The sequence below is a fragment of the Cytobacillus firmus DS1 genome (assembly GCF_000565285.1).
GTDB classification, from domain to species: Bacteria; Bacillota; Bacilli; order Bacillales; family Cytobacillaceae; genus Cytobacillus; species Cytobacillus firmus_A.
In genome coordinates this window covers 284432-310170 of sequence record NZ_APVL01000001.1, presented here as the reverse complement: position 1 = coordinate 310170, position 25739 = coordinate 284432, and the positions used below count along the sequence as shown (strand labels likewise).

Annotated in this window: 24 protein-coding genes and 1 other annotated feature; of the genes, 5 read left to right on the top strand and 19 right to left on the bottom strand. The window is 43.9% G+C overall.

The genetic code is table 11. The features are described 5' to 3' along the window. Nucleotides 1-126 precede the first annotated feature (126 nt). Nucleotides 127-1584 carry an alanine/glycine:cation symporter family protein gene (locus PBF_RS01555; RefSeq protein WP_035326188.1) on the bottom strand — a complete coding sequence of 486 codons (1458 nt, stop codon included), beginning with the start codon at nt 1582-1584 and terminating at the stop codon, nt 127-129. Nucleotides 1585-1851: 267 nt separating this feature from the next. On the opposite strand from PBF_RS01555, the gene PBF_RS01550 reads away from it, so the two are divergent. Then, nucleotides 1852-3063, top strand: coding sequence for an MFS transporter (locus PBF_RS01550; protein WP_035326186.1), 1212 nt, complete (start codon nt 1852-1854; stop codon nt 3061-3063). 33 nt (nt 3064-3096) lie between these two features. Here PBF_RS01550 and PBF_RS01545 read toward each other — a convergent pair whose 3' ends face one another. From PBF_RS01545 to PBF_RS01505, 9 genes are all read right to left on the bottom strand, one after another. Further along, nucleotides 3097-3444: a VOC family protein gene (locus PBF_RS01545; protein ID WP_064503394.1), complete on the bottom strand. Its 348-nt coding sequence runs from the start codon at nt 3442-3444 to the stop codon at nt 3097-3099. 96 nt (nt 3445-3540) lie between these two features. Next, nucleotides 3541-4878, bottom strand: coding sequence for a CoA-disulfide reductase (locus tag PBF_RS01540; protein WP_035326182.1), 1338 nt, complete (start codon nt 4876-4878; stop codon nt 3541-3543). A 100-nt stretch (nt 4879-4978) separates the two neighbouring features. Further along, entirely contained in the window at nt 4979-5767 is a 789-nt protein-coding gene (locus tag PBF_RS01535) for a class II aldolase/adducin family protein (protein ID WP_035326180.1), read from the bottom strand. 176 nt (nt 5768-5943) lie between these two features. Then, nucleotides 5944-7215, bottom strand: coding sequence for a S8 family peptidase (locus tag PBF_RS01530; protein ID WP_035326178.1), 1272 nt, complete (start codon nt 7213-7215; stop codon nt 5944-5946). Nucleotides 7216-7617: 402 nt separating this feature from the next. Continuing rightward, nucleotides 7618-8679 carry an S-methyl-5-thioribose-1-phosphate isomerase gene (gene mtnA / locus PBF_RS01525; protein ID WP_035326176.1) on the bottom strand — a complete coding sequence of 354 codons (1062 nt, stop codon included), beginning with the start codon at nt 8677-8679 and terminating at the stop codon, nt 7618-7620. Between the two features lie 13 nt (nt 8680-8692). Then, a complete protein-coding gene (gene mtnK, locus PBF_RS01520) occupies nt 8693-9916 on the bottom strand; it encodes an S-methyl-5-thioribose kinase (RefSeq protein WP_035326174.1) in 1224 nt (407 codons plus the stop codon). Between the two features lie 148 nt (nt 9917-10064). After that, complete coding sequence (locus tag PBF_RS01515) at nt 10065-10883, bottom strand: STAS domain-containing protein (RefSeq protein WP_035326172.1); 819 nt, start codon at nt 10881-10883, stop codon at nt 10065-10067. A gap of 249 nt (nt 10884-11132) precedes the next feature. After that, nucleotides 11133-11300: a hypothetical protein gene (locus PBF_RS26680; RefSeq protein ID WP_235192181.1), complete on the bottom strand. Its 168-nt coding sequence runs from the start codon at nt 11298-11300 to the stop codon at nt 11133-11135. 150 nt (nt 11301-11450) lie between these two features. After that, on the bottom strand, nt 11451-12218 hold the full coding sequence (locus PBF_RS01505; protein WP_035326169.1) for a hypothetical protein: 768 nt from the start codon (nt 12216-12218) through the stop codon (nt 11451-11453). Nucleotides 12219-12340: 122 nt separating this feature from the next. Between PBF_RS01505 and PBF_RS01500 the strand changes: the two genes are divergently transcribed. Further along, nucleotides 12341-13384, top strand: a complete 1044-nt coding sequence (locus PBF_RS01500; protein ID WP_035326167.1) for a lactonase family protein — start codon at nt 12341-12343, stop codon at nt 13382-13384. Nucleotides 13385-13418: 34 nt separating this feature from the next. Here the strand turns inward: PBF_RS01500 and PBF_RS24830 are convergent, their stop codons facing one another. The 9 genes from PBF_RS24830 to PBF_RS01460 form a co-directional block, all read right to left on the bottom strand. Beyond that, the gene (locus PBF_RS24830; RefSeq protein ID WP_051488778.1) at nt 13419-15209 is read right to left on the bottom strand and encodes a methyl-accepting chemotaxis protein; all 1791 of its coding nucleotides are present in this window, start codon (nt 15207-15209) and stop codon (nt 13419-13421) included. 138 nt (nt 15210-15347) lie between these two features. After that, the gene (locus PBF_RS01490; RefSeq protein WP_035326165.1) at nt 15348-16340 is read right to left on the bottom strand and encodes a zinc-binding dehydrogenase; all 993 of its coding nucleotides are present in this window, start codon (nt 16338-16340) and stop codon (nt 15348-15350) included. A gap of 78 nt (nt 16341-16418) precedes the next feature. Beyond that, complete coding sequence (tyrS, locus tag PBF_RS01485) at nt 16419-17666, bottom strand: tyrosine--tRNA ligase (RefSeq protein ID WP_035326163.1); 1248 nt, start codon at nt 17664-17666, stop codon at nt 16419-16421. A gap of 48 nt (nt 17667-17714) precedes the next feature. Continuing rightward, nucleotides 17715-17922 (bottom strand) — a binding site (T-box leader). A 110-nt stretch (nt 17923-18032) separates the two neighbouring features. Then, on the bottom strand, nt 18033-18773 hold the full coding sequence (map, locus tag PBF_RS01480; protein WP_035326161.1) for a type I methionyl aminopeptidase: 741 nt from the start codon (nt 18771-18773) through the stop codon (nt 18033-18035). Between the two features lie 59 nt (nt 18774-18832). Then, on the bottom strand, nt 18833-19039 hold the full coding sequence (locus PBF_RS26675; RefSeq protein WP_235192180.1) for a hypothetical protein: 207 nt from the start codon (nt 19037-19039) through the stop codon (nt 18833-18835). Continuing rightward, nucleotides 19040-19393, bottom strand: a complete 354-nt coding sequence (locus tag PBF_RS26670; protein WP_235192179.1) for a hypothetical protein — start codon at nt 19391-19393, stop codon at nt 19040-19042. It abuts the gene before it with no gap. 17 nt (nt 19394-19410) lie between these two features. Then, a complete protein-coding gene (locus tag PBF_RS01470; protein WP_035326159.1) occupies nt 19411-19986 on the bottom strand; it encodes a nucleotidyltransferase family protein in 576 nt (191 codons plus the stop codon). Next, nucleotides 19976-20608, bottom strand: a complete 633-nt coding sequence (locus PBF_RS01465; RefSeq protein ID WP_035326157.1) for an NUDIX hydrolase — start codon at nt 20606-20608, stop codon at nt 19976-19978. The genes PBF_RS01470 and PBF_RS01465 overlap by 11 nt, the downstream gene beginning before the upstream one ends. A gap of 37 nt (nt 20609-20645) precedes the next feature. Then, on the bottom strand, nt 20646-21431 hold the full coding sequence (locus tag PBF_RS01460) for a DUF2268 domain-containing putative Zn-dependent protease (protein ID WP_235192178.1): 786 nt from the start codon (nt 21429-21431) through the stop codon (nt 20646-20648). A gap of 159 nt (nt 21432-21590) precedes the next feature. On the opposite strand from PBF_RS01460, the gene PBF_RS01455 reads away from it, so the two are divergent. From PBF_RS01455 to PBF_RS01445, 3 genes are all read left to right on the top strand, one after another. Then, nucleotides 21591-23360: a sensor histidine kinase gene (locus PBF_RS01455; protein ID WP_035326147.1), complete on the top strand. Its 1770-nt coding sequence runs from the start codon at nt 21591-21593 to the stop codon at nt 23358-23360. Beyond that, nucleotides 23329-24060 carry a LytR/AlgR family response regulator transcription factor gene (locus PBF_RS01450; protein ID WP_035326145.1) on the top strand — a complete coding sequence of 244 codons (732 nt, stop codon included), beginning with the start codon at nt 23329-23331 and terminating at the stop codon, nt 24058-24060. The genes PBF_RS01455 and PBF_RS01450 overlap by 32 nt, the downstream gene beginning before the upstream one ends. A 206-nt stretch (nt 24061-24266) precedes the next feature. Then, nucleotides 24267-25718 (top strand): carbon starvation CstA family protein, encoded by a 1452-nt coding sequence (locus tag PBF_RS01445; RefSeq protein WP_035326143.1) that lies wholly within the window; start codon nt 24267-24269, stop codon nt 25716-25718. The last annotated feature ends 21 nt before the right edge of the window (nt 25719-25739 follow it).

Sequence of the window (25739 nt, the reverse complement as noted above, 5' to 3'; positions counted from 1 at the left end):
ACCCAAGTACAATACTAAAAGATGAATATTAAGAGAATGCTAAGAAATAACCTGAAAATTGTAAAAACAGTTTAAAAATTGTAAAAGAAAATGCCCGGCATCAGCCGGACATCTCTTATCATTCTATTAAGATACTTTTTCTTCCTGAGGCTTGTATTCCTCTTCCCAATACTCAGCATTTTTAATGCCAAGCTTCTTGGAATTGAATACTGGATCAAGACCTTGTTTCTTCTGGGCCTCATAATCTTTCAGGGCAATCAAAGCCGGTTTTCTTAGGATTACGATGGCAATTAAGTTCAGCCAAACCATCAGTCCCAAGCCAACATCTCCGAGAGCCCATGCCAGGCCTGCTGTTTTAACAGCACCATAGAATGTTGCAGCAAGCAAAACTATCTTCAGGATAAACATCGCCAGCTTGCTGTTCTTGCCGCTAATCAGGTAAGCTACGTTTGTTTCAGCCATATAGTAGTAGGCCATGATAGTTGTGAAAGCAAAGAAGAAAAGAGAAACAGCAACAAATCCGGCACCGAAGCCTGGAAGCACAGATTCAACAGCTGCCTGAGTATATCCAGGTCCAGCTTCCACTCCTGGAAGGTATTCTACAATTGGAGTCTTTCCATCAGCTCCGACTGTATTGAACATTCCAGTAAACAGGATCATGAAAGCAGTAGCGGAACATACGAATAGCGTGTCAATATATACAGAGAATGCCTGCACAAGACCTTGCTTGGCAGGGTGAGAAACCTCAGCAGCTGCAGCAGCATGCGGGCCTGTACCCTGACCAGCTTCGTTTGAGTAAATTCCGCGTTTTACACCCCATGCGATTGCGCTTCCGATAATTCCCCCAAACATGGAGTCTGCACCAAAGGCACTGCTGAAGATTAACGATATTACGCCAGGCAGCTCACCAATGTTCATGGCAATAATAATTAAAGCGACTAAAATATAACCCACTGCCATAAAAGGAACGGTATATTGAGCTACAGTTGCAATACGCTTAACACCGCCGAAAATAATCAGGGCAAGTAAACCGATAATGATAAGGCCCGTAACTGTTTTGTCTATGCCAAACGCATTTTCCATACCGAGTGCAATTGAGTTTGACTGGATGCCAGGCATTAAAAGTGCCATAGCAAGCAAAGCAGAAATAGCGAAAAGTACGGCAAACCATTTAATTCCGATTCCCTTTTCAATATAATAGGCCGGACCGCCTCGGTATAGCCCGTCTTTTTTCACTTTGTAAATCTGTGCCAGCGTTGATTCAACGAATGCACTGCCTGCTCCGATAAAAGCGATGGCCCACATCCAGAATACAGCACCAGGTCCACCCATTGCGATGGCAGTGGCAGTACCTGCGATGTTACCAGTTCCTACACGGCCGGAAAGAGCAATAGATAAGGCCTGGAAAGACGAAACGCCCGCTGCGGAACTTTTCCCTTGAAACATGAGCAGTACCATATCCTTGATATGGCGGACCTGCAAAAATCGAGTTAAAACTGAGAAGAACAATCCTATTGCTAAACAGATGTAAATAACAGGTGTGCTCCATAAAATTCCGTTTAGCTGATTAATAAAAGCTTCCAAACAACTTCCCCCTTTTTCGTATATATTCTGAATCTTTTTCCTATTAGGAATTATAGAATAAATACTGTTATAAGACAATGCTTTTTTCACGGACTCTGGTAAAAATGTCATAGAAGTTTCTGGTTTTCCTGAGTAAAGCGGTTTTCATCATAGATTAAAGGATAATTAAAAAATTAGAGTGATAGCATAATCCTTCCTATTTTTTGTAATTTTCGTTATTATATATTTAGGGAAACGAAATGTTGACCGGAAAGAAGTGTTTCAAATATGGTAAAACAGACTAAAAGAAATTTAATGATCATGTGGTTTGCCAATTTCTTTGTGGCAGGCAGCATGACGATGGTGCTCCCCTTTATTTCATTATATATAGAGAGTTTTGGTGACTATTCTCCAACCTATGTGCAGCATTGGTCAGGGTGGACGTTTGCGATCACATTTGTGACTGCGTTTCTTTTTTCACCTGTCTGGGGAAGAATCGGGGATCTTTTTGGACGCAGGAAAATATTGATTCTGTCCGGTATCGGGATGGGCATATCCATTTTCCTGATGGGGTACGTGACAAACGTCTGGCAGCTGTTTTTTCTCAGGCTGTTTACGGGAATTTTTACAGGCTTCATCGGAATGTCCCAGGCGTTCATTTCCACGCAGACTCCGAAGGAAATTGCCGGCAGGGTGATGGGGACACTGCAGACCGGAAGCATTACAGGTTCTTTAATGGGTCCGCTTCTTGGCGGAGTTCTTGCAGACTTATTCGGGTTTGCAGATACCTTTAAGTGGACCTCCATCGCCATCTTTGTTTCTGCTTTTCTTGTCTTCTTCACAAAAGAACACAAAATCCAAACGCAAAAGGGCGAGAAAACACGGTATTCAAGCAAGGCAGTCATCCGGCATATTATCAGCAATCCTGTCCTGCTGACAGTTATGCTAATATCAACGCTTGTTCAAATCGCACATTTCAGCATCCAGCCTATCCTATCTTTATATGTCAGTGAATTGCATGGACCGGAAAATCTGGCGTTCTTTGCTGGAATTGCTTTTTCAGCTGCAGGGCTTGGCAATCTGCTGATGGCAAGGCAATGGGGGAAAATCGGGGACCAGCATGGATATATTAAAACATTGGTTGTTCTCCTCCTTCTTGCAGGCTTGTTTTATCTGCCGGGAGGATTTGTCTCAAACATGTGGCAGCTTGTTCTTGTCCGCTTTGCACTTGGCGTCACCATCGGAGGCATCATTCCTGTCCGTATTGCCTATATACGGCAGGAAGCTCCCGTCGCCATGCAGGGTGAGGTCCTTGGCTACAACACAAGCCTTCGCTTTTTCGGCAATATCATCGGACCTGTCATCGGCGGTTTGATCTCTGGCTATTTGGGTTTTTCTGCAGTCTTCGTGGTCACAAGCCTCCTGCTTATCCTGAGCGGACTGATTCTGCTTGGTGCCATGAACCGCCATCCGAAGCTAGCAAAGGATTCATATTCTTAACTGTAAAAGCTGCCCTAAAAAGGCAGCTTTTCCTTATTCTTTAAAATGGCATACGCCAAGCTTATTGCCGTCAGGATCTTCAAACTCAAACCACTTTACCGTTCCATCTTCCTGGATTTGACCGGTTTTGACATTATGCCCTGCCAGATGCTGATGTGCTTCATCAATATCGGAAGCATAAAAGTTAAATGGCATATGGAAGGAAGGGATTACCTTTTCAGAGCGCACAAGGGTTAAAGGCGTTTCCCCGACTTCCAAGGCTGCATACCCTCCCTGGTCATCCCTCCATCTTACCGGGAAGCCAAGCACTGTGCTGTACCATTCAATGGCTTTTCCAAAATCAGTTACCTGCAAAAAGACTGTATCGATTCTTGTAAACATTTCAGCCTCCATAAAAGGGATTTCATATGGACAATATTCAACAGCTTCTTACAAAAACCTTCTAAAAAATTTAAAAAGCCAGCGCTTCCGCTGACTTTAATCTATTTTCGCTGCATTGCTTGCGATATGGACAGCATCCCAGACACCTGCAAATGGCGGAGCATAACAAAGATCCACCATTCCAAGATCTTCTGCTGCCATCTTATTGTGGATGGCAACAGCAAATACATCGATTCGAAGGACCACTCCTTTATTTCCGATGGCGTGGGCTCCGAGAATCCGGTTTGTTCCCTTTTCACAGATCAGCTTGATCCAGATAGGGGTCTGATTGGGATAGTAATCCGGATGATCGGCGGCTTTCACGAATTCAGTTGTATAGCCTATGCCAAGCTTTTTTGCATCCTTCTCGGAAAGTCCCGTTCTTCCGAGCTCCATATTAAAAATTTTAATCGCGGCGCTTCCCAGAGTTCCCACATATTTTTCATGACTTCCGGCTATATTGGCCCCAGCCAGGCGGCCGCATTTATTTGCATTTGTTCCAAGCGGAATATAATCATTCTCTTCAAGCACTTTGTGATAAACCTGAGCGCAATCCCCCGCTGCATAAACACCTTCTATATTTGTCCGCATTTCACGGTCGATGATAATGGCACCATTTTCCGCCATTTCTATTCCCGATCCTTCCAGAAATTTCGTAGCTGGCTTTACACCTGCAGCAACTAGCACTAAATCTGCTTTATAAGTGCCTTTATCAGTTTTGACACTTTCCACTTCCCCATTGCCGCTGAAACTTTCCACCTTTTCTCCCAGGTTAAGTTCTACACCGTGATCACGGATTTCTTTTTCAGCGATATCGGTTATTTCCTTATCGAAAGGCGCTAAGATTCTTTCACCCATTTCAATAACTCGCACATTTTTGCCGAGGGTTTTCATCGCTTCGACCACTTCGATTCCAATATAGCCTCCGCCGACAATAACAACATCTTTCACTTCTGGTTTGCGGGAAATTTCTTTTAGTACCATCCCATCTTCCATTGTTTTCAGCACCTGAACGTTCTCAAGATCAGCTCCAGGAAATGGAGGCATGATGGGAAACGTGCCTGTTCCGATCATCAGCTTATCGTAAGTATCCGTAAATATTTCTCCTGATCCAAGGTCTTTAACCGTTACTTTCTTCTTATCTGTATCCACTTTTAATACTTCATGCTGAAGATGTGTTTTAATGTTTCTCTCAGAAAATTGCTCCTGTGTTCTTGCGATCATTTTCCGGTAATCATCATTTTCGCCGGAAATGTAATACGGAAGACCGCAGGCACCGTAAGATAAAAATTTTCCTTTTTCATACACGGTAATTTCCGCTTTTTCGTCCATTCTCCTTAATTTCGATGCGGCTGACATACTTGCAGCCACCCCGCCAATGACCAGCAGTTTCATCGGAATCTCTCCTCACGTTCTTTAAGGTTTTCAAGATAGGTTTCGTTAAAAGGTTAAAAATATACAGAATTTCTATACCCTTATAGCTATCCTATTTTCGCTATTTTAAAACGTTTTTCAAGACTTCTTCCGTTACTCTCCGAACGATATTTTCGATCATTTCTTCCGGGAGGCCGGGAGCTGTCCGGATTTCCTTATCACTTTTCGGAACCGGGATTCCGCCTGTATGAATGCCCATTTTTTCACGGATCGAGATCAGCTCTGCAATTTGTCCAGGGCTCAGCTGGTTTGACTTTTGAATGATGTGTTCGGAATACATCAGCATGAGTGCATAGTGTTCCAATGACTCCATCCTAAAATAGGCCTCTGTTAAGTCCCTTCCCCAGGTTAGGGCACCATGGTTCGCTAGAAGTACAGCATTGTAATCCCTGCAGTATGGGGCAATTGAGTCCGGAACTTCCTGTGTACCTGGTGTGGCATACGGCGCAACCGGCACTCTGCCAAGCAGGACTACCGCTTCCGGTGAAACGGGTTTTTCAAGGCTGATTCCGGCTATGGCAAATGATGTGGCCACAGGCGGATGGGCATGTACAACAGCCTTTGCTTCAGGATTTTCCTGATACACTCTAAGGTGCATCTTTACTTCTGAAGATGGCTTCAGCTTCCCTTCCTGGACATTCCCTGAAAGGTCCAGCTTAACCATCATATCCGGTGTCATAAACCCTTTACTCACTCCGGTTGGTGTTGTCCAGAGTTCACGGTCGTTCACTTTAATGGAAATGTTTCCATCGTTTGCAGCAACGAAGTTTTTATTGTAAATTCTTCTGCCGATTTCACAGATGAGTTCCTTTGCTTCCTGGTCATTAAGATATGTATTATTAAAAGCCATGACTATCATCCCCTTTCCTATTCACATCTACTCCCTATTGTATATTCAAAGTTAGTTTCTTTCAGCATTTTCCATTAGTTTTCATGTTTCGCTAAAATTTGATCATTTCCGCGGAAATATTATAAAACCGCCTGATCAGAGATCAGACGGTTTTCGGGGGGTATGATGCTGTTCTTTTATTTTACGCGAGGGTATCCGAAGCCTGACGCATAGTCGTCACCGGCAGCTGCCCCGTATCCGCCTTTAATGTCATATTGCTTGGCACGGTTTTGAAGCTCTGTGCGAATCTGAGTATGGCTCATGGAAGGGCTTGATGACCAAATTTTCGCTGCAAGGCCGGCTACATGAGGTGTAGCCATGGATGTGCCGCTTATTGTGTTGTAGCCTCCGTTATACCACGTAGACTCGATGCTTGCACCTGGTGCAGACACTTCTACGTCTTTTTCCTGAATGACATAGTCGCCGTCAGTGCTTGGGTTTCCGCGGGAAGAGAAGTTTGCCACACGGTATGTACCGTTCTGCTGAACATTTTCAAGGGCTGCAACCGCGATCGCATTCTTTAAAGCTCCAGGATAGCCGATTGTATTAGCGCTGTAGCCGGAATTTCCTGCTGCGGCAACAACAAGGACACCTTTGCTGTAGGCATAATCAACCGCACTGCTGATTAGAGAATCCTTGCCGCTTGAACCAAGTGACATATTGATGACCACTTTTGATCCTGTGCGGGATGCTTCGTCTGCAACGTGGCGGATTGCTGCTGCAATATCATCTGAGTAGCCTGAGCCGTTATCTCCAAGCACTTTGTATGCCCATAATTTCGCCTGTGGAGCTACTCCATAAATTCCCTGTCCATCATATCCCCCATGTGCTAAAACTGTCCCAGCTACATGTGTACCATGTCCCTGACGATCAGTACATGAGCCATTTACAATCGGGCTGGATTGAGTGAAATCCTTACATTGCTCTGCAGAGCCTTCGAGGTCGATATGACTTGTATAAACACCTGTATCAAGAACAGCAACCTTAATTCCGCTTCCTCCTGACGTACTTGTAATGCTGCTGTTATTATAGATGGAAGCAATTCCCCATGGTGTCTGATCACTTGGATATCCTGCTGCCTGAATAGAAACAGAATCTTTCTTGGACGCTTCCGTTCTGGCAGTATCAAGAGTAACTTCGTTTACCTTTTCAATCTTTAAGTTCTTATTTTTCATCAGTGCCTGGTATTGCTTTGCATTGACTTCTGCAGTCATGCCATCGCTTCCAAAATCCCATCGCTTGTCCACCTGTGAATTCACAGAAGCTTTAGCGTTTGATGGTCCCTGGATCAATACCCGGTAAGTTTCGTTTTGAGTCTCTGGCTCTTTTGCAAAAGCCCCCGCAGTGAAAACTGATAAACCCATGGTCATACTTAGAAGTGCTGCTCCTAATGCCCTTTTTTTCTTCATCCTTTTTCTCCTCTCGAATCTATATTTTTTCCTGTCGTTTCTTGTTGTAATTAAAGTATATTTAAAATATTCAGACTCTAACAATATGCTAAATTATTTAATTATCAGACTTTGGAATCAGGAATAAAAACATAGTTTCTCAAAAAGTATCAGGCATTTTGGAGGGTTTACAAATAATTTCTACTATTCACACGTTGTTTTCTTGATGAATTTTCCATAAAAAAAGGAATTACCCCAAATAAAATAGTACCTTTGATTGATGCAAAGGGTTAAATTACACTCGTTCTTCATCTTGATCAGGGATATTTTCCTAGTTAAACGCTTTAAAGATATAAAGAATAGAAGTGCAAGCATGAAAATGAAAATGCCTCCTGACCTCTTGGCCAGGAGACTGTATTCTTCCTATTTAAACATCTTAGACAGACTTTCAGTGAACGGTGCATAAGCTATGCCATTCTCCGTAATAATGCCTGTGATTAATTCATGATCTGTGACATCGAATGCGGGATTATAGGTTTGCACACCTTCTGGCGCCATCGGCTTTTCGTACCATTTAGACGTAATTTCTTCTGAATCTCTTAATTCAATATGAATATCGTCCCCTGTCTGGCATGCGAGATCGACTGTTGACAGCGGGGCACAAACATAGAATGGTATTTTATAATGTTTTGCAAGAATCGCAACGCCTGATGTTCCTATCTTATTGGCTGCATCCCCATTGGCTGCAACGCGGTCACAGCCGACAAGTACCGCTTGAACCTTGCCTTCTTTCATAACGATGCTGGCCATATTATCGCAGATCAGCGTAACATCGACACCTGCTTCTCCGAGCTCCCATGCAGTCAGGCGGGCCCCCTGCAGAAGCGGGCGGGTTTCATCGGCGTATACTTTAAAATCATATCCCTTTTCCTGGCCTAAATAAATCGGAGCAAGAGCTGTTCCATATTTAGCGGTCGCAATCGTACCGGCATTACAGTGTGTCAGAATTCCCCATCCAGGCTCAAGCACGGAAAGCGCGTGCTGTCCGATCGACTCGCACACCTTTTCATCCTCAGCGCGGATTTTTTCTGCTTCTTGTTTCAGGGCCTGCTTTATTTCCGCTGCCGCTTTGCCTTCTTCCTTCTGGAAACGGGCTTCCATGCGGTCGAGCGCCCAAAACAGATTAACCGCAGTTGGCCGTGATGACGCCAGGAATTCCTTCGCCTTTTTAAAATCCTGATAAAGTTCTTCATAGCTCGCTGCCGCTGATTGCTTTGTGCCCAAATAGACACCGTAAGCCGCGGCAATTCCAATGGCAGGTGCACCTCGTACTTTCAGATGATAGATTGCATCCCAAATATCCTTTAATTCTTTCAAATGCAAAAAGTTCTTTTCATTCGGCAGAACTGTTTGATCTAATAGAATGAGCGTGTCGTTTTCATCGTCCAATCTGACTGACTGGATGACATCCACTGGTTTTCCCATCATGCTGCCTCCTTTAGAATCTTTTTTCACAGTCTTTTAAAGTGCGCACAAAATCCGCTCCTGTTTTAAAAGATTCCCTATCCATAATAAACATTTTTCCGGCTGCCAGACAAATCTTTTCGGCTGCAGCTCTGCTGCTGTAATCTTCAATGGATGTGACATCCTTTACGGATGCTAGTCCGATAATTCTCCTGCACAGTTCAAGTCCCGTGACGGCTGCTGTGTCACACAGGATTGTATGCAGGTAGAATTCCTTAAAGTCTTTATTGCTGGCTGTTTGTTCAGTTGCTTTCTCATCCCAGGCCTGCAGGAATTTCGTTTGGAACAAGTCGATAATATCTTCTATTGTGTTTTCAAGGTAACCAAGCTGATCAGTTCTTGCTTCATCTTCAGTGATGGTATATTTCGCATTCACATAGGCGAAAATCAGGTTGGCAATCACGTTTCCGACATCGTATCCGGCCGGGCCATAAAAAGCAAACTCAGGATCAATAATTTTAGTAGAATCTTCTTTTACAAAAATTGAACCTGTGTGCAGATCACCATGCAGCAGGGACTGGGCATTGGTCATAAACTCAAATTTAAGCTTTGCCGTTTCAAGCTGAAGCTTTGGATCCTCCCAAATTTCCTTTTTGGCAAATTCCCTGGTGCCTTCAAACACTTCATTTCTCGCACAGTCATAAAATGGTTCTGTGAAGACGAGGTCCTCTGAAATTTCGCACAGTTCCGGGTTGATAAATCTTTGGACGAGCTCTTTCTTTTCCTTATGCCCCATTACGACATCTGAAGTAAGCAATAAGGTGTTTACCAGGAAAGTTGAGATATGGTCAGCAAACAGCGGGAATTTTTCATGTTGCATTAAGGCTGTCCTCATAATCGTGTAATCTGACAGATCCTCCATTGCGGTACAATTCATTATGGGATCGTAGTTAAACACTTGTGGAACGAAACCTGGAGCGAGCTTGTTTTGCAGGTCGAGAATTTCGTATTCAATGCGGTTGCGGTCAGGAGACAGCTTAAATTCATCAGATATTCTGGCAACCGGTCCGGCCTGCTTGATAATCAGAGACTTATTGTGTTTATGGTCAGTCAGCTTAAACACATAGTTTAAATTGCCATCTCCAATTTCCCTGCAGTCCAATTCAGCATCTGGAGCGAAATAACTCAGTCTGGTTCTGGCATATTCAATGGCTTCCTGTTCAGTCATTGTAAAATAGGCGGATGTAAAAACAGTCATGCAAAAGCCTCCCATACGAATCTTTTTGATAGTATCTATGATTTTGTGAATTTAATATATTTGAAAATATCTAAATACTATCATGTGAGTGGGGGTTCGACAATATTTTTTTATATAAAAAGAAGCCGCTTGAGCAGCTTCAATCAATTCATTTATTTATGCTTCTAATCGCCTGCAGGACGTTTGAATAGACTTCAAGGGATGATAAATCAATGCCAAGGGTAACGGCTTTCTTTGCCAAATCGGGTCTGACACCTGTGGCAATGGTGTTAACACCGATCAGAAGGAGGATATTCCGGATATCAAAAATATGCTTGGCGATTTCAATATCTATATTCACCGTGCCGGAAAAATCGATAATTAAGGTTTCTATTCCCAGCTGGCTTACCCGCGGAACTGTTTTCTCAATGATGATCTGTGCTCTGTCATAGTCAATATTCCCGATCAATGGAAGGATTGCAATACTGTCCTGAATCGGTACGATGGTTGCCGAAAGCTCATTTACCTGGGATTGAGTCTCCTTTAATTGTTCCTCGGAGTGGCGCTCAAAAGCGAATACGGTTTCATTAATGCTGATGTCGAGTATGTAGTTTACTTTTTTCACAATAGAAATAAATTCATCCGCTGTTAGCTCAAACTCTTTCCCTATATTACGCAATCTATCGGTAAAAACGAGGCGAGTGTCCGGATATCGGGTGACTATATCGGAAATTTTTCCTCCCATGGAGGCAGCCCGTTCGCCGTTTCCTTTGCTCCATTCGACCAATCCTTCAGGAACCCGGTCTTCAATATTAGCAATCATGGTTCCCAGATATTTTATAAACTCAACATACATCGAAACGGCCGCATCAAATTCCTGTCTCGGAATTTCGAAACCAAACCGGCTTACAATTTCTGCAACAATCTCTTCGGATAATACCTCCGCATTTTGAGTAAGATACGCTGAAACTTTTTGAATTGGCTCCATATGTGTGTATATCCCCTCTCTTATGTGTTGCTTCGATTATATCCTACTATATCTTCAAAATGGCAGAATAGGAAATAAACAGGAGAATTTCCTTAAGAGGATTAGTTATTAATTTTGGTTTTAAAGCCATTCCTCATAATCTTCTTCCCTTATATCGCTGATCAGCAGAGATTCAAACCTTTGATAAAGTTCCTGGATGTCGGGGTCGCTATTTATCAGCGGCAGCTTGTTTTGATAGTCCTCTTCCGATTAAAAAAAACTGATTTCTGTCCACTTTGTTTCATCTATATTGTTTTTTAACATTTTGGTCTGAACGTCGATGTAATTCCGGTAGATTTGAACGGCTTTCCTCTGGATCAGCATCAGTTCCTGTTCGTTTTCGGGGCGGATATGATATTGATAGAGTTTTATGTACATGGCATCTCCTTTGGTTGCTGGTGTTATGAGCGATTTTGTGTTTATGGGCGATATCCACATTTTTGAGCGAATCCAGTTTTTGAGAGACATTCAGAAAAAAAACGATTCTCAGATATTTAGAGGCGACAAAAAACATTCTGCATCAGTTTTTCAATCTCCCAGCTTTTTATAGATGCCCAGTGCTTCTATTAAAAACTCCCGATCATACCCTGTCTTTCCATGAATCCGTGCTGCCCATTCTTCAATAGATTCCGCAGGGGCATCATGGTACAGGCCTTCTGTGGTACTGAGGAAACTTTTCCAGTTGTAAAATTCCCAGTGTGCGGTTTCGTTCTTAAAAGGAATCCGCTGCTCCAGCAAAGCTTTTGGATAAATAGAGTTTTGGGATCGTTCAGCTGCTTCCAGAAAGGATTTCAGTTCAACCGGATCCGTATCATAACTCTGCCGCGATATTTTTCCGTTTGGGCGGTGATAGGCAATTTCCAGCTGTCCACGTTCAGTTGTAACCTGGACATCTGCTGCCGGGAAGAATCCGCTTACTTTTTCCCGTGTAAAATCCCTTTCCTCCGGATCAATTAATATGGGCTGCAGCCATTGATCGCCCAGATCACATAGAAAGCGGCGGCCCTCTTCATCTACCGCCACCACTGCAGCATGTGCAGAAAGTTTTTTTAATTCGTGGCCAACCGGATATGCCTTAATTCCCGCCTCCTTAAATTCGTGCAGAAGCCAAATTGCGAGGTCAAAACAGTTTCCGGCTACACCATATCGGGTACGGTGCTCCTTCATTAAAGAAACATCCCGCTGCTTTTTTGTTCCTGCTTTATCGTAAAACCATGCTTTTGTCAGAGTTTCCATCGGAAAGCAATCAAAGATTCTCCAGACAGACATTATTGAATGGGGTGCGTTCAACCTCATCCTCCTCTCATATATATTCCTTTTTACTATTCTTTTTCCAATGTAAAACTCCTCTTCCTTTTGTTTAGAAGGCAAATTATGATAGAGTATTTTCAGAAGAAAACATATAGAGGAGGCTTCATATGGCCAAGTATAGAGGATACATAGGCACATACACAAAGGGTGAAAGTGAAGGGATTTATTCATTTATTCTGGATACAGAAGCAGGCAGAATTTCCGATGTCAGGACTGCAGCGCATTTAGATAATCCCACCTATCTAACAATCAGCCTGGATAATCAATTTTTATTCTCAGTAGCCAAGGAAGGCGAATCCGGCGGAGTGGCTGCGTATCGCCTTGACAGCAGCAGCGGTTCACTTGAGAAAATCAACAGCCAGGTTTCTGCCGGCTCCCCTCCATGCCATGTCAGTGTGGATTCTTCCGTGCGCAATGTTTTCAGTGCTAACTACCATAAAGGGACAGTCGAGTCTTACTTAACAAATGAGGACGGCTCTTTAAATCCTGCTGTTTCGGTTATGGAGCATAGCGGATCAGGTCCTGACAGCAGGCAGGAAAAACCGCATACTCACTATGCCGGGCTGACTCCGGATGAAAAGTATTTAGCTGCAGTTGACCTGGGAACAGACCAGGTGATTACGTATAAAGTGAATGAAGGCATTCTAAAGGAAAATAGCACCATGGCCGTTAAACCTGGGAGCGGTCCCAGACACCTTGTGTTCCATCCAAATGGAAAGTATGCCTATGTGATGACCGAGTTTAGCTCTGAAGTTCTTTTACTTCAGTATCATGAAGATGGAGGCTTCGTTCAAAAGCAGGCTATTTCCACGCTTCCGGAAGGTTTTAAGGAAAATAACCAGGGCAGCGCCATTCATATCTCTTCCGACGGCCGCTTCGTTTATGCCGGCAACCGCGGGCATGACAGCATAGCTGTTTTCTCCGTCAATCTGGATAATGGAGAGCTTGCATTTTTGGAGCATACCTCTACAGAAGGAAACTGGCCGCGTGATTTTGTGCTCGATCCAACCGAAAAATTTGTTATTGGGTCGAACCAGAATTCCAGCAATATTGTTTTGTTCTCGAGAGATAAAAATACAGGGAAGCTAACATTGCTTCAGTCTGATGTGAAAGTTCCGGATCCGGTTTGTGTAAAGTTTTTACATGTATAAGACAGTGAAAAGAAAGAGCCCACAGGCTCTTTCTTTATATTTTAAACTTCATAGCCTTTTCATGAAGCTCCTGTGCCATGTCTGCAAGGACACCAGTTGCGGCTGAAACTTCCTGAATGGCAGCGCTCTGTTCTTCTGTTGCACTGGCGACCTCCTGAGTGTGCTGCGCAGCCTGTATTGCATATTCATCAACGGTATTAAACGAATCTGAAAGCTGGCATGTTCTAATCTGTATCTTTTCCATTTTCCCGGACACAAGTTCCATTTGTACATACGTTTCTTTTACAGCAGCTGATATCTCATCGAAGGAATTCCATGCCTTACTAAAAAGTGTGATTCCCTCTTTTACAGTACCTTCCCCTTTTGAAATGGATTCAACCGCAATTTTGGTTCGATCCTGAATGTCGAGAATGAGTGAAGAAATTTGCTTTGCAGAAGCACTTGATTGCTCGGCCAATTTTCGGACTTCATCTGCAACAACTGCAAACCCTTTGCCGTGCTCTCCAGCTCTGGCAGCCTCGATTGCAGCATTCAATGCCAGCAAATTGGTCTGGTCAGCAATCTGACTGATAATCGATAGAATCTTCTCGATCTCTGCAGACTTTTCATCCAGCTTATGAATAATGCTGCCCGTCTCATCCGTGTTTTGGCTGATGATCTCCATCTGCTTAATTGCACGATTAACAATCAGCATACCATCTTCTGACCTGGCAGCTGTATATTCAGAAGACTTAGCGACTTTTCCTGACAAAGAAGAAATCTCCAGGATATCTTCTTTAATTCGGTTCAAATGTTCGCGGGACTCGACAACCTTTCCTGCTTGCCCTTCCGTCCCTTCAGATACTTCCTGAATGGACCCTGCAATTTGGTCTGTGGCCTTTGCCACTTCATCCGCATTTGCGTTCAGCTGTTCTGCAGATGCCGCCACCTGCTGAGAGGTATCCATCACATTGGTTATCAGCTCTTTTAAATGTTCCATCATTTCGTTATAGCTTGAGACTAACCTGCCGAGTTCGTCCTGCTGGGCTGAATACAGTTTATCGACGGAAAGATCCCCCTTTGCCAGTCTATACATGCCTGATTGAAGGGCTTCAAGACGTTTTATGAAATTTTTCATAAAGATATAAACAATCAGCAGTCCGGCCAGCACAGATAGACCGGCAATGAATAAGGACTTATTCAGAATATCTCCTCTTATTAGAAGAGCAAGCTTATGCATATCAAAATCAAGTCCTGCCACTCCAGCGATATTCCCATCTTCGTCTTTAAAAGCTTTTGCTAATGTAATAGTGGATTTGCCGGTTCCCGTATCAATATAAGGTTCTGTCCAGACCATCTTCCCATCAGCCTGCTTGGCACTTAAATACCAGTCACGCTGCCTCGGATCAAACTCCCTTAGATCAACCTCAGCCGGCGGGATGTTAGAGAGATAAAATTCTCCCTCATCCTCTGTTGCAAAATATAGATTTAAGGTGTTCTCGTAATTTTCTGCCCTGCTGCTCAGATATGTTTCATAGAATTGAGTTTTCAATGGATCGTTGGCAGCCGGCATATTTGTAATTTCTTTTTCCATTGTATTTGGGAATGAGTATGTATCTGACTCCATTTCTTCCGATTCTGTCAAAGCTGTGAGGAATTGCTCATAATTTACAAAAATGTTTTTAAAATCAGGATTGATTTCTTCCAATGAGTTCTTGGGGATGATAGCATATTCAAGCGCTTGAGTCTGCTGATAAGATAAAAAACCGATGATCATAAGCGGAACTAATAAAAGAAGGATCATAATCAGGCTCATTTTAAATCTTAAAGTTTGATAAAATTTCATATTAGCCTCCAAAAGTCGAAACATGCAGAATTTAAGTCTATTTTACCATCCCAAAAGATCTATAACAATTAATTTTTTGAACATTCTTAAAATTTATTACTATAATTAAAAACACCTCATTGCTGAGGTGTCTGTGTTTTAGCTGATATTAAAAGCAATTTTCCCCCATTGCTCTGCGTTTTCAATCCGACCAAAAGCCTGTTCATATTGTTCCAGGTTAAATGACTGATCCACTGCCGGCCTGATTTGATGCTTTTCTATAAACTGGAGCATTTCATGAAATTCCTCTGCACTTCCCATTGTTGAACCAAGCAGGTTTTGCTGAGCGTAAAAGAGACTGCGGAGATTGAGTTCCAGCACATCTCCTGTGGAGGAGCCGAATGTTACGATGGTACCGCCACCCCGAAGGATTTCCAAAGATTTATTAAATGTAGCCGGGCCAACCGATTCAATGACAAGATCCACCTTTTCCCCGCCAAGTGCTACCGTAAAATCTTCGCTGCTGTTCAAGGCTTTATCTGCACCAAATTCGAGAGCTCTTTGGCATTTTTCCTCTGAACGTGAAGCCACATAGACGGTTGCCCCTGCCGCTTTTGCGAATTGCATTAAAAAGGTTGCCACTCCTCCTCCAATTCCGGGAATGAACACCTTCATGCCTGCCTGTAGCTTTCCTCTAGTAAATAATGCTCTGTAGGCGGTTAGTGCTGCAAGGGAAAGAACGCCTGCTTCCTCCCAGGTTAAATGCCCTGGCTTGGGTGCTGCGTTTTCAGCGGGAATAATGATGTATTCCGCGAATGTGCCATGAAACGGCAAACCGACGATTTCAAAGCCTGCCGGCGGTGCATCGCTTTTTTCCTTCCAGCCGAGTCCGGGATTAATGATGACTTCATCGCCTGGCTTCACGTCTGTAACGCCATCTCCGACTGCGTCGATAATTCCCGCTCCGTCTGAACCGATGACAAGCGCAGGATCTTCCGGCTTGTGGCGGTTCAGGACAAATAAATCCCGATGGTTCAGCCCTGCCGTTTTTAATTTCACCCTGACTTCACCGGCACCCGGCTCAGGCTTTTCAATTTCACCATAAGATAACCCGCTGAGACCGGCTTTTCCTTCATGAATGATTGCTTTCATTTCCTCCACCTTCTTTTCTTTAAAAATTTCGTCAATTCTATCATAGCTTGAAAAGGATGGGAGAAAAAAGTGTTTTGCCTAGTTCACCCTCAGTTTCACAAACTTTCTTTTTCCTGCCTGAAGAACTAATCCGTCTGTAATTTTCACGAGCAGCTTTACATCGCTGACTTTTTTTCCGTTTATCCGGATGCCGCCTCCTGCAATCATTTTTCTTGCTTCTGTTTTGGAGGAAAGAAGGCCAAGGCAGGCAATAAGATCCGTAATGAGCATTTCACCCTCCCCCTTCCATTCGGTTTCCGGGATCTCATCCGGCATGGCTCCTTTTTGGAAAATGGTTTGGAAATGCTGCTCCGCTTTATCGGCTGCACCTGCACCATGGTACATGCGGACGATTGTTCGGCCTAAAAGCATTTTGGTGTCACGCGGATGAAGAGTTCCGTTTTCAAGCCCTTCTGCGATTTGCTGTTTTTCGGTCACCGGCAAATCTGTTGCGAGATTGAAGTATTTTGCGATCAGCACATCCGGTATGGACATGGTTTTGCCGTACATATTATTCGGATCCTCATCCACACCGATGTAATTGTTTTTCGATTTAGACATCTTCTCTTTGCCATCCAGGCCCTCAAGGAGCGGCATCAGGATGACCACCTGCTTTTCCTTTTGAAAATGCTCCTGCAGATGGCGTCCCATGAGGACATTGAAGTGCTGGTCATTGCCGCCAAGCTCGATATCGCTTTCAAGAGCAACCGAGTCATAGCCCTGCATCAGCGGGTAGAAAAATTCATGAAGCGAGATCGGCTTACCTGTGGCCAGCCGCTCCGAAAAGTCATTTCGTTCCAGCAGGCGGGCAACTGTTATGCTTGCAGACAGGCGGATAACGTCTTCAAGCTGGAGGTCAGAAAGCCATGCTGAGTTGTAGTGGAGATCCACCTTATCCATGTCCAGCACTTTGCTGAATTGCTCGAAGTATGTTTTGGCATTATGCTTCACCTCTTCATCAGTAAGCTGGTTTCGGGCTGTCGATTTGCCTGTCGGGTCGCCAATTTTCCCGGTGAAATCGCCAATAATAAGCTGGATGACGTGACCGTTGTCCTGGAACTGCTTTAATTTATTCAGCACAACCGTATGGCCGATATGGACATCCGGTGCAGAAGGATCAAGCCCGAGCTTAATTTTTAAAGGCTGCTTTTGAAAAATGGATTTGGCTATTTTATTCTTTAACTCTGCTTCTGGCAGAATCTCCTGGGAGCCATTGCGGTAAATCTCCAGCTGCCTCTCTGCTTCAAGCTTTTGTTGAGCTGTTAATTTTTCAAAAAAATTGTCCATGATTCCCATCCTTTCTCTAATTGGAATATAAAAAACCACGCCCCTAAAGAAAGGGACGTGGTTAACGCGGTACCACCCTTTTTGAAGATTGCTCTTCCACTCAGCGGAATAACGGTCCGGGCCGTTCCCTGCTACTCTTGTTCACAGGAAAAGTTCAAGAAGGTAATTCACTGTTATCTATGTGCTGATTTACACCGGGCATCAGCTCTCTAAAACAGGGAGATGAACAGCTACTTGTTTCTGTCATTACTTTAAAATTTGAAATTTTTATTATTTTAGCTGAATGTTCTGGAGAGTTCAAGCGTTTTTTCGCGGGCAGCAATAAACCATAAAAAAAACAGGAGCATCCAATGCCCCTGTTCACGATTATTTCGTTAAGATAATAGGTCCTTCCTTTGTGACCACAACCGTATGTTCACATTGCGCCACATGGCTTTTATTTGGTGTAACAAACGTCCAGCCGTCGCTCATTTCTTTGACTTCATCATCCCCGCTTGAGATAAACGGTTCGAAGGCTACGACCATTCCTTCTTTTAACAGCTGTTTATCCCAAGGATCAAAATAGTTCAGAATATGATCCGGCTTCTCGTGAAGGGAGCGGCCGACACCGTGGCCAGTCAGATTCATGATAACGTTGAATCCGTTGTTTCTTGCCACTTTATGAACCGTTTTACCAACAAGGCTCAGCTTGCCGCCCGCCTTTAACTTTTTCAGACCTTCGTCGAATGCTTCCTGTGCCACATCACACAACTTTTGCAGCTTTTCGTCTTCTCCAACTACAAAAGAAAGGCCAGTATCGGCGAAATAGCCATCCTTTGATCCTGAAACATCAATGTTTACCAGATCGCCTTCTTTTATTATGCGGCTTCCGGGAATGCCATGGGCTACCTCTTCGTTCACGCTTATGCATGTAAAGCCTGGAAAATCGTATTCTCCTTTAGGCCCTGAAATGGCTCCGTGCTTTTCAAACAGCTCTCCGGCTAAATCATCCAGCTCTTTGGTGGTGACACCCGGCTTGGTTTTTTCAATCATCGCATCGCGAATTTCCGCGACAATTTTGCCGATTTCCTTCAGTTTTGCTAATTCTTCTTCATTTTTTACAATCATACAGAATCCTGCCTTTTCTTTAGTTGTTATTTCTCTATTATAATCTAAATGTGACGCGCTTAATAAGAATTCGCATTTTCTCTGGATAAAAACCTTAAAATGACCAGCAGTGTGATGAGCCCTATTGAAGAAAACAGCAGGAATTCCATCAGGTGCCCTTCCCCTTTTTCTTTAGCAGGGCTTGGAATTCTTGCTCCTGCAGCCAGTATCCTTCCGTAATAATCCTCGTGCCCCGATACAATTCTGCCATCCTGAACTTCCGCCATTCAATTGGAACCGGCAACGGGTACAAGAAAGCGGGCTTCCTTTGTCTTTTCCAAAAATAACAGGAACTTGCCGCCCTCCTGCTGGAATTCCTCTGCCCATCCAGTATCGTTTTGATCAATGCCTGCCGTAATGATTTCTGCCGCTTCCCCTCTATACACCTTTTCAACATGAAACTGACTTCCATAAAAAAAGCTCTTGCCTGATTTTAATTTACTATTGAAATTATATGTTCCCAGCACAATGATTTGTGCACGGGATACAATCTCTTCCGGCTTTAATTCCACCCATTTTGCAGCCAATGTCTGCGAAACTGGCAGCATGAGCAGCATCAATAGTAAAAACACCTTTTTCATTGGCTTCTTCCTTTCAATCAAACGTTTGATTGAATTTCTTCTAACATTGGCCATATTGATTTCCAGTTCTTTTTTTCAACTCGCTGCAGGAATACTTCAAATAACATGCTATCTTCAGCAAACAGAGGAGTGGGGTTTATTTTAAAAGAGAGCAGGTCCTCGATTCCCCATGGAGCCGTGAGTATAACATTGCATTTGTCATCAAGCTTTAATCCAAGTGCAGTAGCCGTTTCAGGAAATTTCGAAATCGCATCCACAGATGAAGTATATGGGGGAAGGTCATTAAGCAGATGCATTCTTGCCTCATTTTTAACAGACCAGGGCACTTGGGGCAGAAGGGATTTAAGCTTGGACTCCAGCTCTTTTTCCGTTTCTTCCCTAAGGTCACTTTTATTAAAATATACGACATCGACATCCGGCAAATGAGTTCTATTCCTGAAACCATGAAGAGTATCCCATACCTTTGCCCTCACAAAGCCGGCACATACCCACCAGTCAGGGAGGTTTAATGACTTTGCGGCTGAAAGGATATCCATCATCCATTTGTCCTGTGTTACGAGCTTCACGATGTCTTCTTCTGTTTTAATCTGCATATTCCCTCTCCATTTCCCTGATAGAATGCAGTACACGCCTGTAATAGTAATCCTCATGCGGAACAAAGTTGTCTTTGCACACGGTTATGGCGGAGGTGATTTTTTCATCGTTTTCAACCTGAAACCCCTCTGCCTGAATATGTTCTCTTCCTTCAAACCAAAGCTCATGAAAGTCTTCCAGGGCAATCCGGTAGATTCCTGATACCTCTTCCAGCTGCGGCTTGAACTCCTCCAGGGTATGGCCGTTGTGATAAAGAAATACATTCGCCAGTTCTTTATCGATAAAATTTTCTTTCTTTGCCATATAATCAATAACGCCCAATGGCACCAAATCCGCAAAATCAACTTGAATCCCCAGTTCTTCCTCCACTTCCCTCAGCCCATCCATGACGGATTCATGGCTCATAAGATGGCCTGCAGCGGTTATGTCAAGTAATCCCGGGTAATCCTTTTTGTCCTTGCTGCGGTATTGAAAATAAATATATTCCTTTTCTTCTTGTTTATCGATGAACCAGCAGTGAAAAGTTTCATGCCAGAGTCCTTTTAGGTGTACCTCTTCTCGGGAAGCAACACCAATCTGATTCCGATTGTCATCAAATATATTCAGCATTTCTGTCTCCAATTACATGTCCTCCCTGATCATATATCGATTAAGCAGTTCAACCGGATCTATATGAAATAAATCCCGATAGCATGTGATTTTTTCCTGCTCTGCGTAATGCCTTACTATATTTATAAGCAAAAGAATAGCCGGAAAATATGGGGATGCCCATTTCCTTATCACCAAAACAGATTTTACTTTTTAACACATCGTCTGCTGTATGCTGATTCTGCCTGGCAATCTCCAAATAGTGATGCTGGACTTCCTCAGTAAAGCTTGCTTTCCACCACCGCTTATCTCTATAAAGCGAAAGACTGAAGTACTCGGCGCACCCCTCCATTTTATACCAATCAGTGAGAGTAAAGGTTTCCAGTGTAAGATTGTAGACCGGATTTTCAGGGGAAGCATGATGAAGTTCATGCGCAAGCATATGTTTTAAGAAGTCGGGATCCGGCCGAGGCGGAATGGCTAGGAAAATGGTATCCGGACCAAGTGTGTAGCCATTTGTCCATAGGGTTTGATCTATATTCTGAAACCATGGGAAAGGCAGGGAAGGCACAATGGTTATAGACAGGCTTTTAAAATGAAGATGCCTCTCAGCTTCTTTACACGTTTCATCGGCGATGGCTGCAATTTCGTCGGGATCCCAGCTATACTCAAGAGCTTCTGTGTCTGACAAGGCTTCAAATTTAAAAAGCTGAAACCTTTTCGCCAGCTGCTCCCAGTTTTGCATCCAAGCCTTCCTGCCGATCAGGGGGCTGAACTCCGCTTGAAGGAAACGTTTCATATCAAGGCGGTTTGCCAAGAGTCGGGCTGGTGTGATTTGGTTCAGCGTGAATCCCATGAACAATCTCTCCTTTTCAGCAACTAATTTCAATTAACTTTCGACAGACAGCTTTGAAAAGCCTGTGCCTTTTTTTGAAAAATTCAAACAGGCTATTTTTCATTTACTCTTTAATCTATTAAAATAATGATAAAAGACTTGCTTAAAGGGGCCTAAATAATGCTGGAACTGCTGATTACAATGCTGGAGCGGCTTGGAATTATTGTCACCATTGCGCTAATACTGACAAGGTTCCGCTTTTTCAGAGAGATGATATATGGGGAACGCTTAAAACGGCAGCAGGAGTATAAAGCCATTCTTTTTTTCGGTTTCTTTGGCATCATTGGAACCTATTCCGGCCTGGCCTTTAATACAGACACTCTGCAGTTTAACCGCTGGGCATCCGAGCTTGCTTCAGATGAAGCCATTGCCAATTCACGCGTGATCGGTGTCGTGCTTGCCGGATTGCTTGGCGGTCCTAAAGTAGGAATTGGTGCGGGTATTATAGCAGGGTTCCACCGGTTTACTCTTGGCGGCTTTACCGGAATCGCCTGCGGACTTGCATCCATAGTGGCAGGGCTGCTTGCCGGCTTTTTCCGCCGAAAGAACGAACATGTGAAGCTGTCATCAGCCTTTTTCATTGGTGCTGCGGCTGAAGCCGTGCAAATGCTGATTATCCTTGGAATTTCACGGCCCATGGAAAAAGCGGTAGCGCTTGTTGAAATGATTGGGATTCCCATGATTATAGCAAATGGCCTTGGAAGTGCCTTATTCTTGCTGATCATAAAAAATGTCATTAACGAAGAAGAAAAGGCAGGTGCTTTTCACGCACAGAAAACGCTTCGGATCGCAGACCAGACCCTTGCTCACCTTCGGGAAGGCATTAATCATAAGTCCGCTCTGGCAGTCTGCCTGATTTTACATAAGGAACTTCAAATGAAAGCAGTTGCAATCACTAATCACACTGAAATCCTTGCCCATGTCGGCCTTGGAAATGACCATCACCGTTCCGGAAGCCCAATTCAGACCCAGATCACACGGGATGTCATTCAACACGGAGAAATCGTGGCTGCCAATGACCAGACCATTCACTGCCGGGAGGAGAACTGTCCTCTTGGTGCTGCCATTGTCGCTCCTTTAAAGCTGCGCGGCGAAACGATCGGAACGCTGAAGTTTTACTTCACTTCTGAAAAAGAAATGACAAATCTCGTAATGGAGCTGATTTCGGGGCTCAGTGTTCTGCTCAGCAATCAGCTCGAGATCGCTGAGGCTGATAAAGCCTACCAACTGGCAAAGGAAGCTGAAATTAAAGCGCTGCAGGCGCAAATTTCACCGCATTTCTTATTTAATTCATTAAATACGATAATTTCCCTTGTGCGGATCGAGCCTGCCCAGGCACGGAAATTGCTTGTATCACTATCACATTTTCTGCGGCAGAACCTTACGGCCACAACAGTCAACTGTACGACCCTTGAACAGGAGCTCAGACATGTAAAGGCCTATCTATCAATAGAGGAAACCCGGTTTGTGGATCGGCTTAAAGTCATATATGACATTGAAGAGGAGGCCCTTCTGGAGAGAATTCCCCCGCTCACTCTGCAGCCGATTGTGGAAAATGCCGTAAAGCATGGGATTAAGAACAAGGAACAAGACTGTATCATTATGATCAAAATTCAGAAACAGGACGGAATGACGAAAGTAAAAGTGAAGGATAATGGACAGGGAATGAGCCGGGAAAGAGCCGAGCAGCTCGGCAAGGAAACCCTGCAGTCAGAATCGGGATCAGGACTTGCATTGTACAATGTAAACCGCCGGCTGACCATGATGTTTGGTGAGGAAGCTTCGCTGCAAATTGCCAGCACACCAGGCATAGGCACTGACATCCAATTCGCCATTCCACAAACGGAGGAAAAAGCTGATGGAAAAAACGATCCGAGCCTTAATCGCTGATGACGAACGGTACAGCAGAGATGAATTAAAGCATTTACTGGAAGAATATCCTGTAATTCAGGTTGTCGGCGAGGCTGAATCAGGCGAAGCAGCGGTGATGAAAGCCCTCCAGCTTCAGCCGGATGTTATTTTCCTTGATGTCGAGATGCCTAAAATGAATGGAATGGAAGCGGCCAAATCCCTGCACGAGCTGAAAAAAGTACCGCTTATCATCTTTGCAACAGCCTACCCGCAGTTTGCTGCTGAAGCTTTTCGCTATGAAGCAACCGATTATTTACTGAAGCCCTACGACGAAGAACAGCTCGAGCAGACCATCAGGCGCGTGGAAAAATTGATTGGCGCAAAAAAAGAAAATGACATCGGCAAGCCGGCCGGCAAACTGGCTGTTGAAGAAGATGGAGAAATTCTTTACCTGGAGCCAAAAGAAATCCTCTATATCTACCGGGATGAAAAAGTATCCCGGATTATCACCAGGACCGGAGACCATGAAACCAAAACCCCGCTGAAGGATTTGGAGAACAGGCTTTTACCCTTCTCTTTTTTCAGGATTCACAAGAGTTACCTGGTGAATCTGGAGTATGTAACTCGATTGACCCCTTGGTTTAACGGGGCCTATCAGCTTGAGATGGAAGGCCGGGAAGAACTCTTGTCTGTGAGCAGGAACTATGTGAAGGCACTGAGGGTGCGATTGGAATTGTGAAAAAGCATCGGGACGGTGCTTTTTTGTTTTGGTGGTTGTACCTCAATAAATATCGTGAATTTTCGAATCATTCCCACCCTTTTATGCATCTTAATCCCCCTTGATTGCCTTTTAATCTTCATTTTTTACATGTTGGACACAAATTGTTCAAATCTTCTCCTTCTTTTATATAATTAATGTAAACGCATTCATAAAGGGGGATAAATATGATAACTTTTTTAGCCTGTATTGCACTTTTAATTGTTGGTTATTTTACGTACGGCAAGTTTGTTGAAAAAGTTTTCGGTGTGAAGGAGGCACGTACGACGCCTGCCTACACACATGCTGACGGTGTGGATTACATCGCTATGAGCACACCAAAGAACTCTTTAATCCAGCTGTTGAATATTGCTGGTACCGGCCCGATTTTCGGTCCGATTATGGGAGCTCTTTACGGACCTGTGGCTTTTATCTGGATCGTGGTCGGCTGTATTTTTGCCGGTGCTGTTCATGACTATTTAACAGGTATGATTTCCATCCGCAACCGTGGCGCACATTTGCCTGAGCTTGCGAGTAAGTTCCTCGGGAAAGTCATGAAGCATGTTGTGAACGCTTTCGCTGTACTGCTTCTGTTATTGGTTGGTACGGTGTTTGTTACGACTCCGGCTGATCTGCTTTATGTGGTGATGGATCAGAAGGTATCTGTAACCCTTATCATTGCTGCAATTTTCATTTATTACATTTTGGCGACTTTACTGCCTGTTGATAAAATTATTGGCCGCTTATACCCATACTTTGGAGCATTGCTTTTAATCAGTGCACTTGGTGTTGGGATCGGTTTAGTTGCGACCGGCGCTAATATTCCCGAAATTTCACTGCAGAATTTCCATCCGGCTAACGCACCTATTTTCCCATTGCTGTTCTTCACGATCACTTGCGGTGCACTTTCCGGCTTCCATGCGACACAGACACCGATTATCTCCCGGACAACTCAGAATGAGAACCAGGGACGCAAAATTTTCTATGGCATGATGATTGCAGAAGGAATTATCGCGATGATCTGGGCTGCTGCTGCAATGAGCTTGTTTGATGGCTATAACGGATTAAGTGATTTCCTTGCAAACGGCGGTCCGGGAGCAGTCGTCAGCGAAGCTTCCACTATGATGCTTGGTGCGATCGGCGGAACGCTTGCTATTCTTGGAGTTGTGGTCCTTCCAATCACTTCCGGTGATACTGCATTCCGAAGTGCCCGGATGATTATTGCTGACTATATCAATTTCTCACAAAAGAAAATTTCAAGCCGTTTATGGATCGCGATTCCATTGTTTGCTGCTTCCTTGGCGCTTACGCAAATCGACTTTAACATTCTATGGAGATACTTCAGCTGGGCAAACCAATCAACAGCAGTCATCGCACTGTTTGTCGGTGCCATGTATTTGTATATCGCAAAGAAAAATTACTGGATTTCGCTTATTCCTGGCACGTTCATGCTGCTGATGGTCTTAACGTATATCTTAAATGCACCAATCGGTTTCGGATTATCCTGGAATGCTGCCTGGATTGGCGGTGCAATCGGCACAGTTGCTCTTGTAGCCCTGTTCTTCTCCGCGGCTAAAAAAGCTCGGGCGAACAATCTGCCGCTTGAAGAGGATATTTCCGGCTGGAAAAAATCTGCTTAATGGGCTGCTGTAATCCCAAAT

Bases quoted from the DNA above. Each gene is read 5' to 3' on its own strand.
- PBF_RS01460 (WP_235192178.1), bottom strand. From the start codon at position 21,431: ATGGGATTCACGCTGAACCAAATCACACCAGCCCGACTCTTGGCAAAC.
- PBF_RS01500 (WP_035326167.1), top strand. From the start codon at position 12,341: ATGGCCAAGTATAGAGGATACATAGGCACATACACAAAGGGTGAAAGT.
- PBF_RS01445 (WP_035326143.1), top strand. From the start codon at position 24,267: ATGATAACTTTTTTAGCCTGTATTGCACTTTTAATTGTTGGTTATTTT.
- PBF_RS26675 (WP_235192180.1), bottom strand. From the start codon at position 19,039: ATGGCGGAAGTTCAGGATGGCAGAATTGTATCGGGGCACGAGGATTAT.
- mtnK (WP_035326174.1), bottom strand. From the start codon at position 9,916: ATGACTGTTTTTACATCCGCCTATTTTACAATGACTGAACAGGAAGCC.
- PBF_RS01545 (WP_064503394.1), bottom strand. From the start codon at position 3,444: ATGTTTACAAGAATCGATACAGTCTTTTTGCAGGTAACTGATTTTGGA.
- mtnA (WP_035326176.1), bottom strand. From the start codon at position 8,679: ATGGGAAAACCAGTGGATGTCATCCAGTCAGTCAGATTGGACGATGAA.
- PBF_RS01455 (WP_035326147.1), top strand. From the start codon at position 21,591: ATGCTGGAACTGCTGATTACAATGCTGGAGCGGCTTGGAATTATTGTC.
- map (WP_035326161.1), bottom strand. From the start codon at position 18,773: ATGATTGTAAAAAATGAAGAAGAATTAGCAAAACTGAAGGAAATCGGC.
- PBF_RS26670 (WP_235192179.1), bottom strand. From the start codon at position 19,393: ATGAAAAAGGTGTTTTTACTATTGATGCTGCTCATGCTGCCAGTTTCG.
- PBF_RS01515 (WP_035326172.1), bottom strand. From the start codon at position 10,883: ATGGAGCCAATTCAAAAAGTTTCAGCGTATCTTACTCAAAATGCGGAG.
- PBF_RS01530 (WP_035326178.1), bottom strand. From the start codon at position 7,215: ATGAAGAAAAAAAGGGCATTAGGAGCAGCACTTCTAAGTATGACCATG.
- PBF_RS01450 (WP_035326145.1), top strand. From the start codon at position 23,329: ATGGAAAAAACGATCCGAGCCTTAATCGCTGATGACGAACGGTACAGC.
- PBF_RS01535 (WP_035326180.1), bottom strand. From the start codon at position 5,767: ATGGCTTTTAATAATACATATCTTAATGACCAGGAAGCAAAGGAACTC.
- PBF_RS01470 (WP_035326159.1), bottom strand. From the start codon at position 19,986: ATGCAGATTAAAACAGAAGAAGACATCGTGAAGCTCGTAACACAGGAC.
- PBF_RS01490 (WP_035326165.1), bottom strand. From the start codon at position 16,340: ATGAAAGCAATCATTCATGAAGGAAAAGCCGGTCTCAGCGGGTTATCT.
- PBF_RS01540 (WP_035326182.1), bottom strand. From the start codon at position 4,878: ATGAAACTGCTGGTCATTGGCGGGGTGGCTGCAAGTATGTCAGCCGCA.
- tyrS (WP_035326163.1), bottom strand. From the start codon at position 17,666: ATGGACAATTTTTTTGAAAAATTAACAGCTCAACAAAAGCTTGAAGCA.
- PBF_RS24830 (WP_051488778.1), bottom strand. From the start codon at position 15,209: ATGAAATTTTATCAAACTTTAAGATTTAAAATGAGCCTGATTATGATC.
- PBF_RS01505 (WP_035326169.1), bottom strand. From the start codon at position 12,218: ATGAGGTTGAACGCACCCCATTCAATAATGTCTGTCTGGAGAATCTTT.
- PBF_RS26680 (WP_235192181.1), bottom strand. From the start codon at position 11,300: ATGTACATAAAACTCTATCAATATCATATCCGCCCCGAAAACGAACAG.
- PBF_RS01550 (WP_035326186.1), top strand. From the start codon at position 1,852: ATGGTAAAACAGACTAAAAGAAATTTAATGATCATGTGGTTTGCCAAT.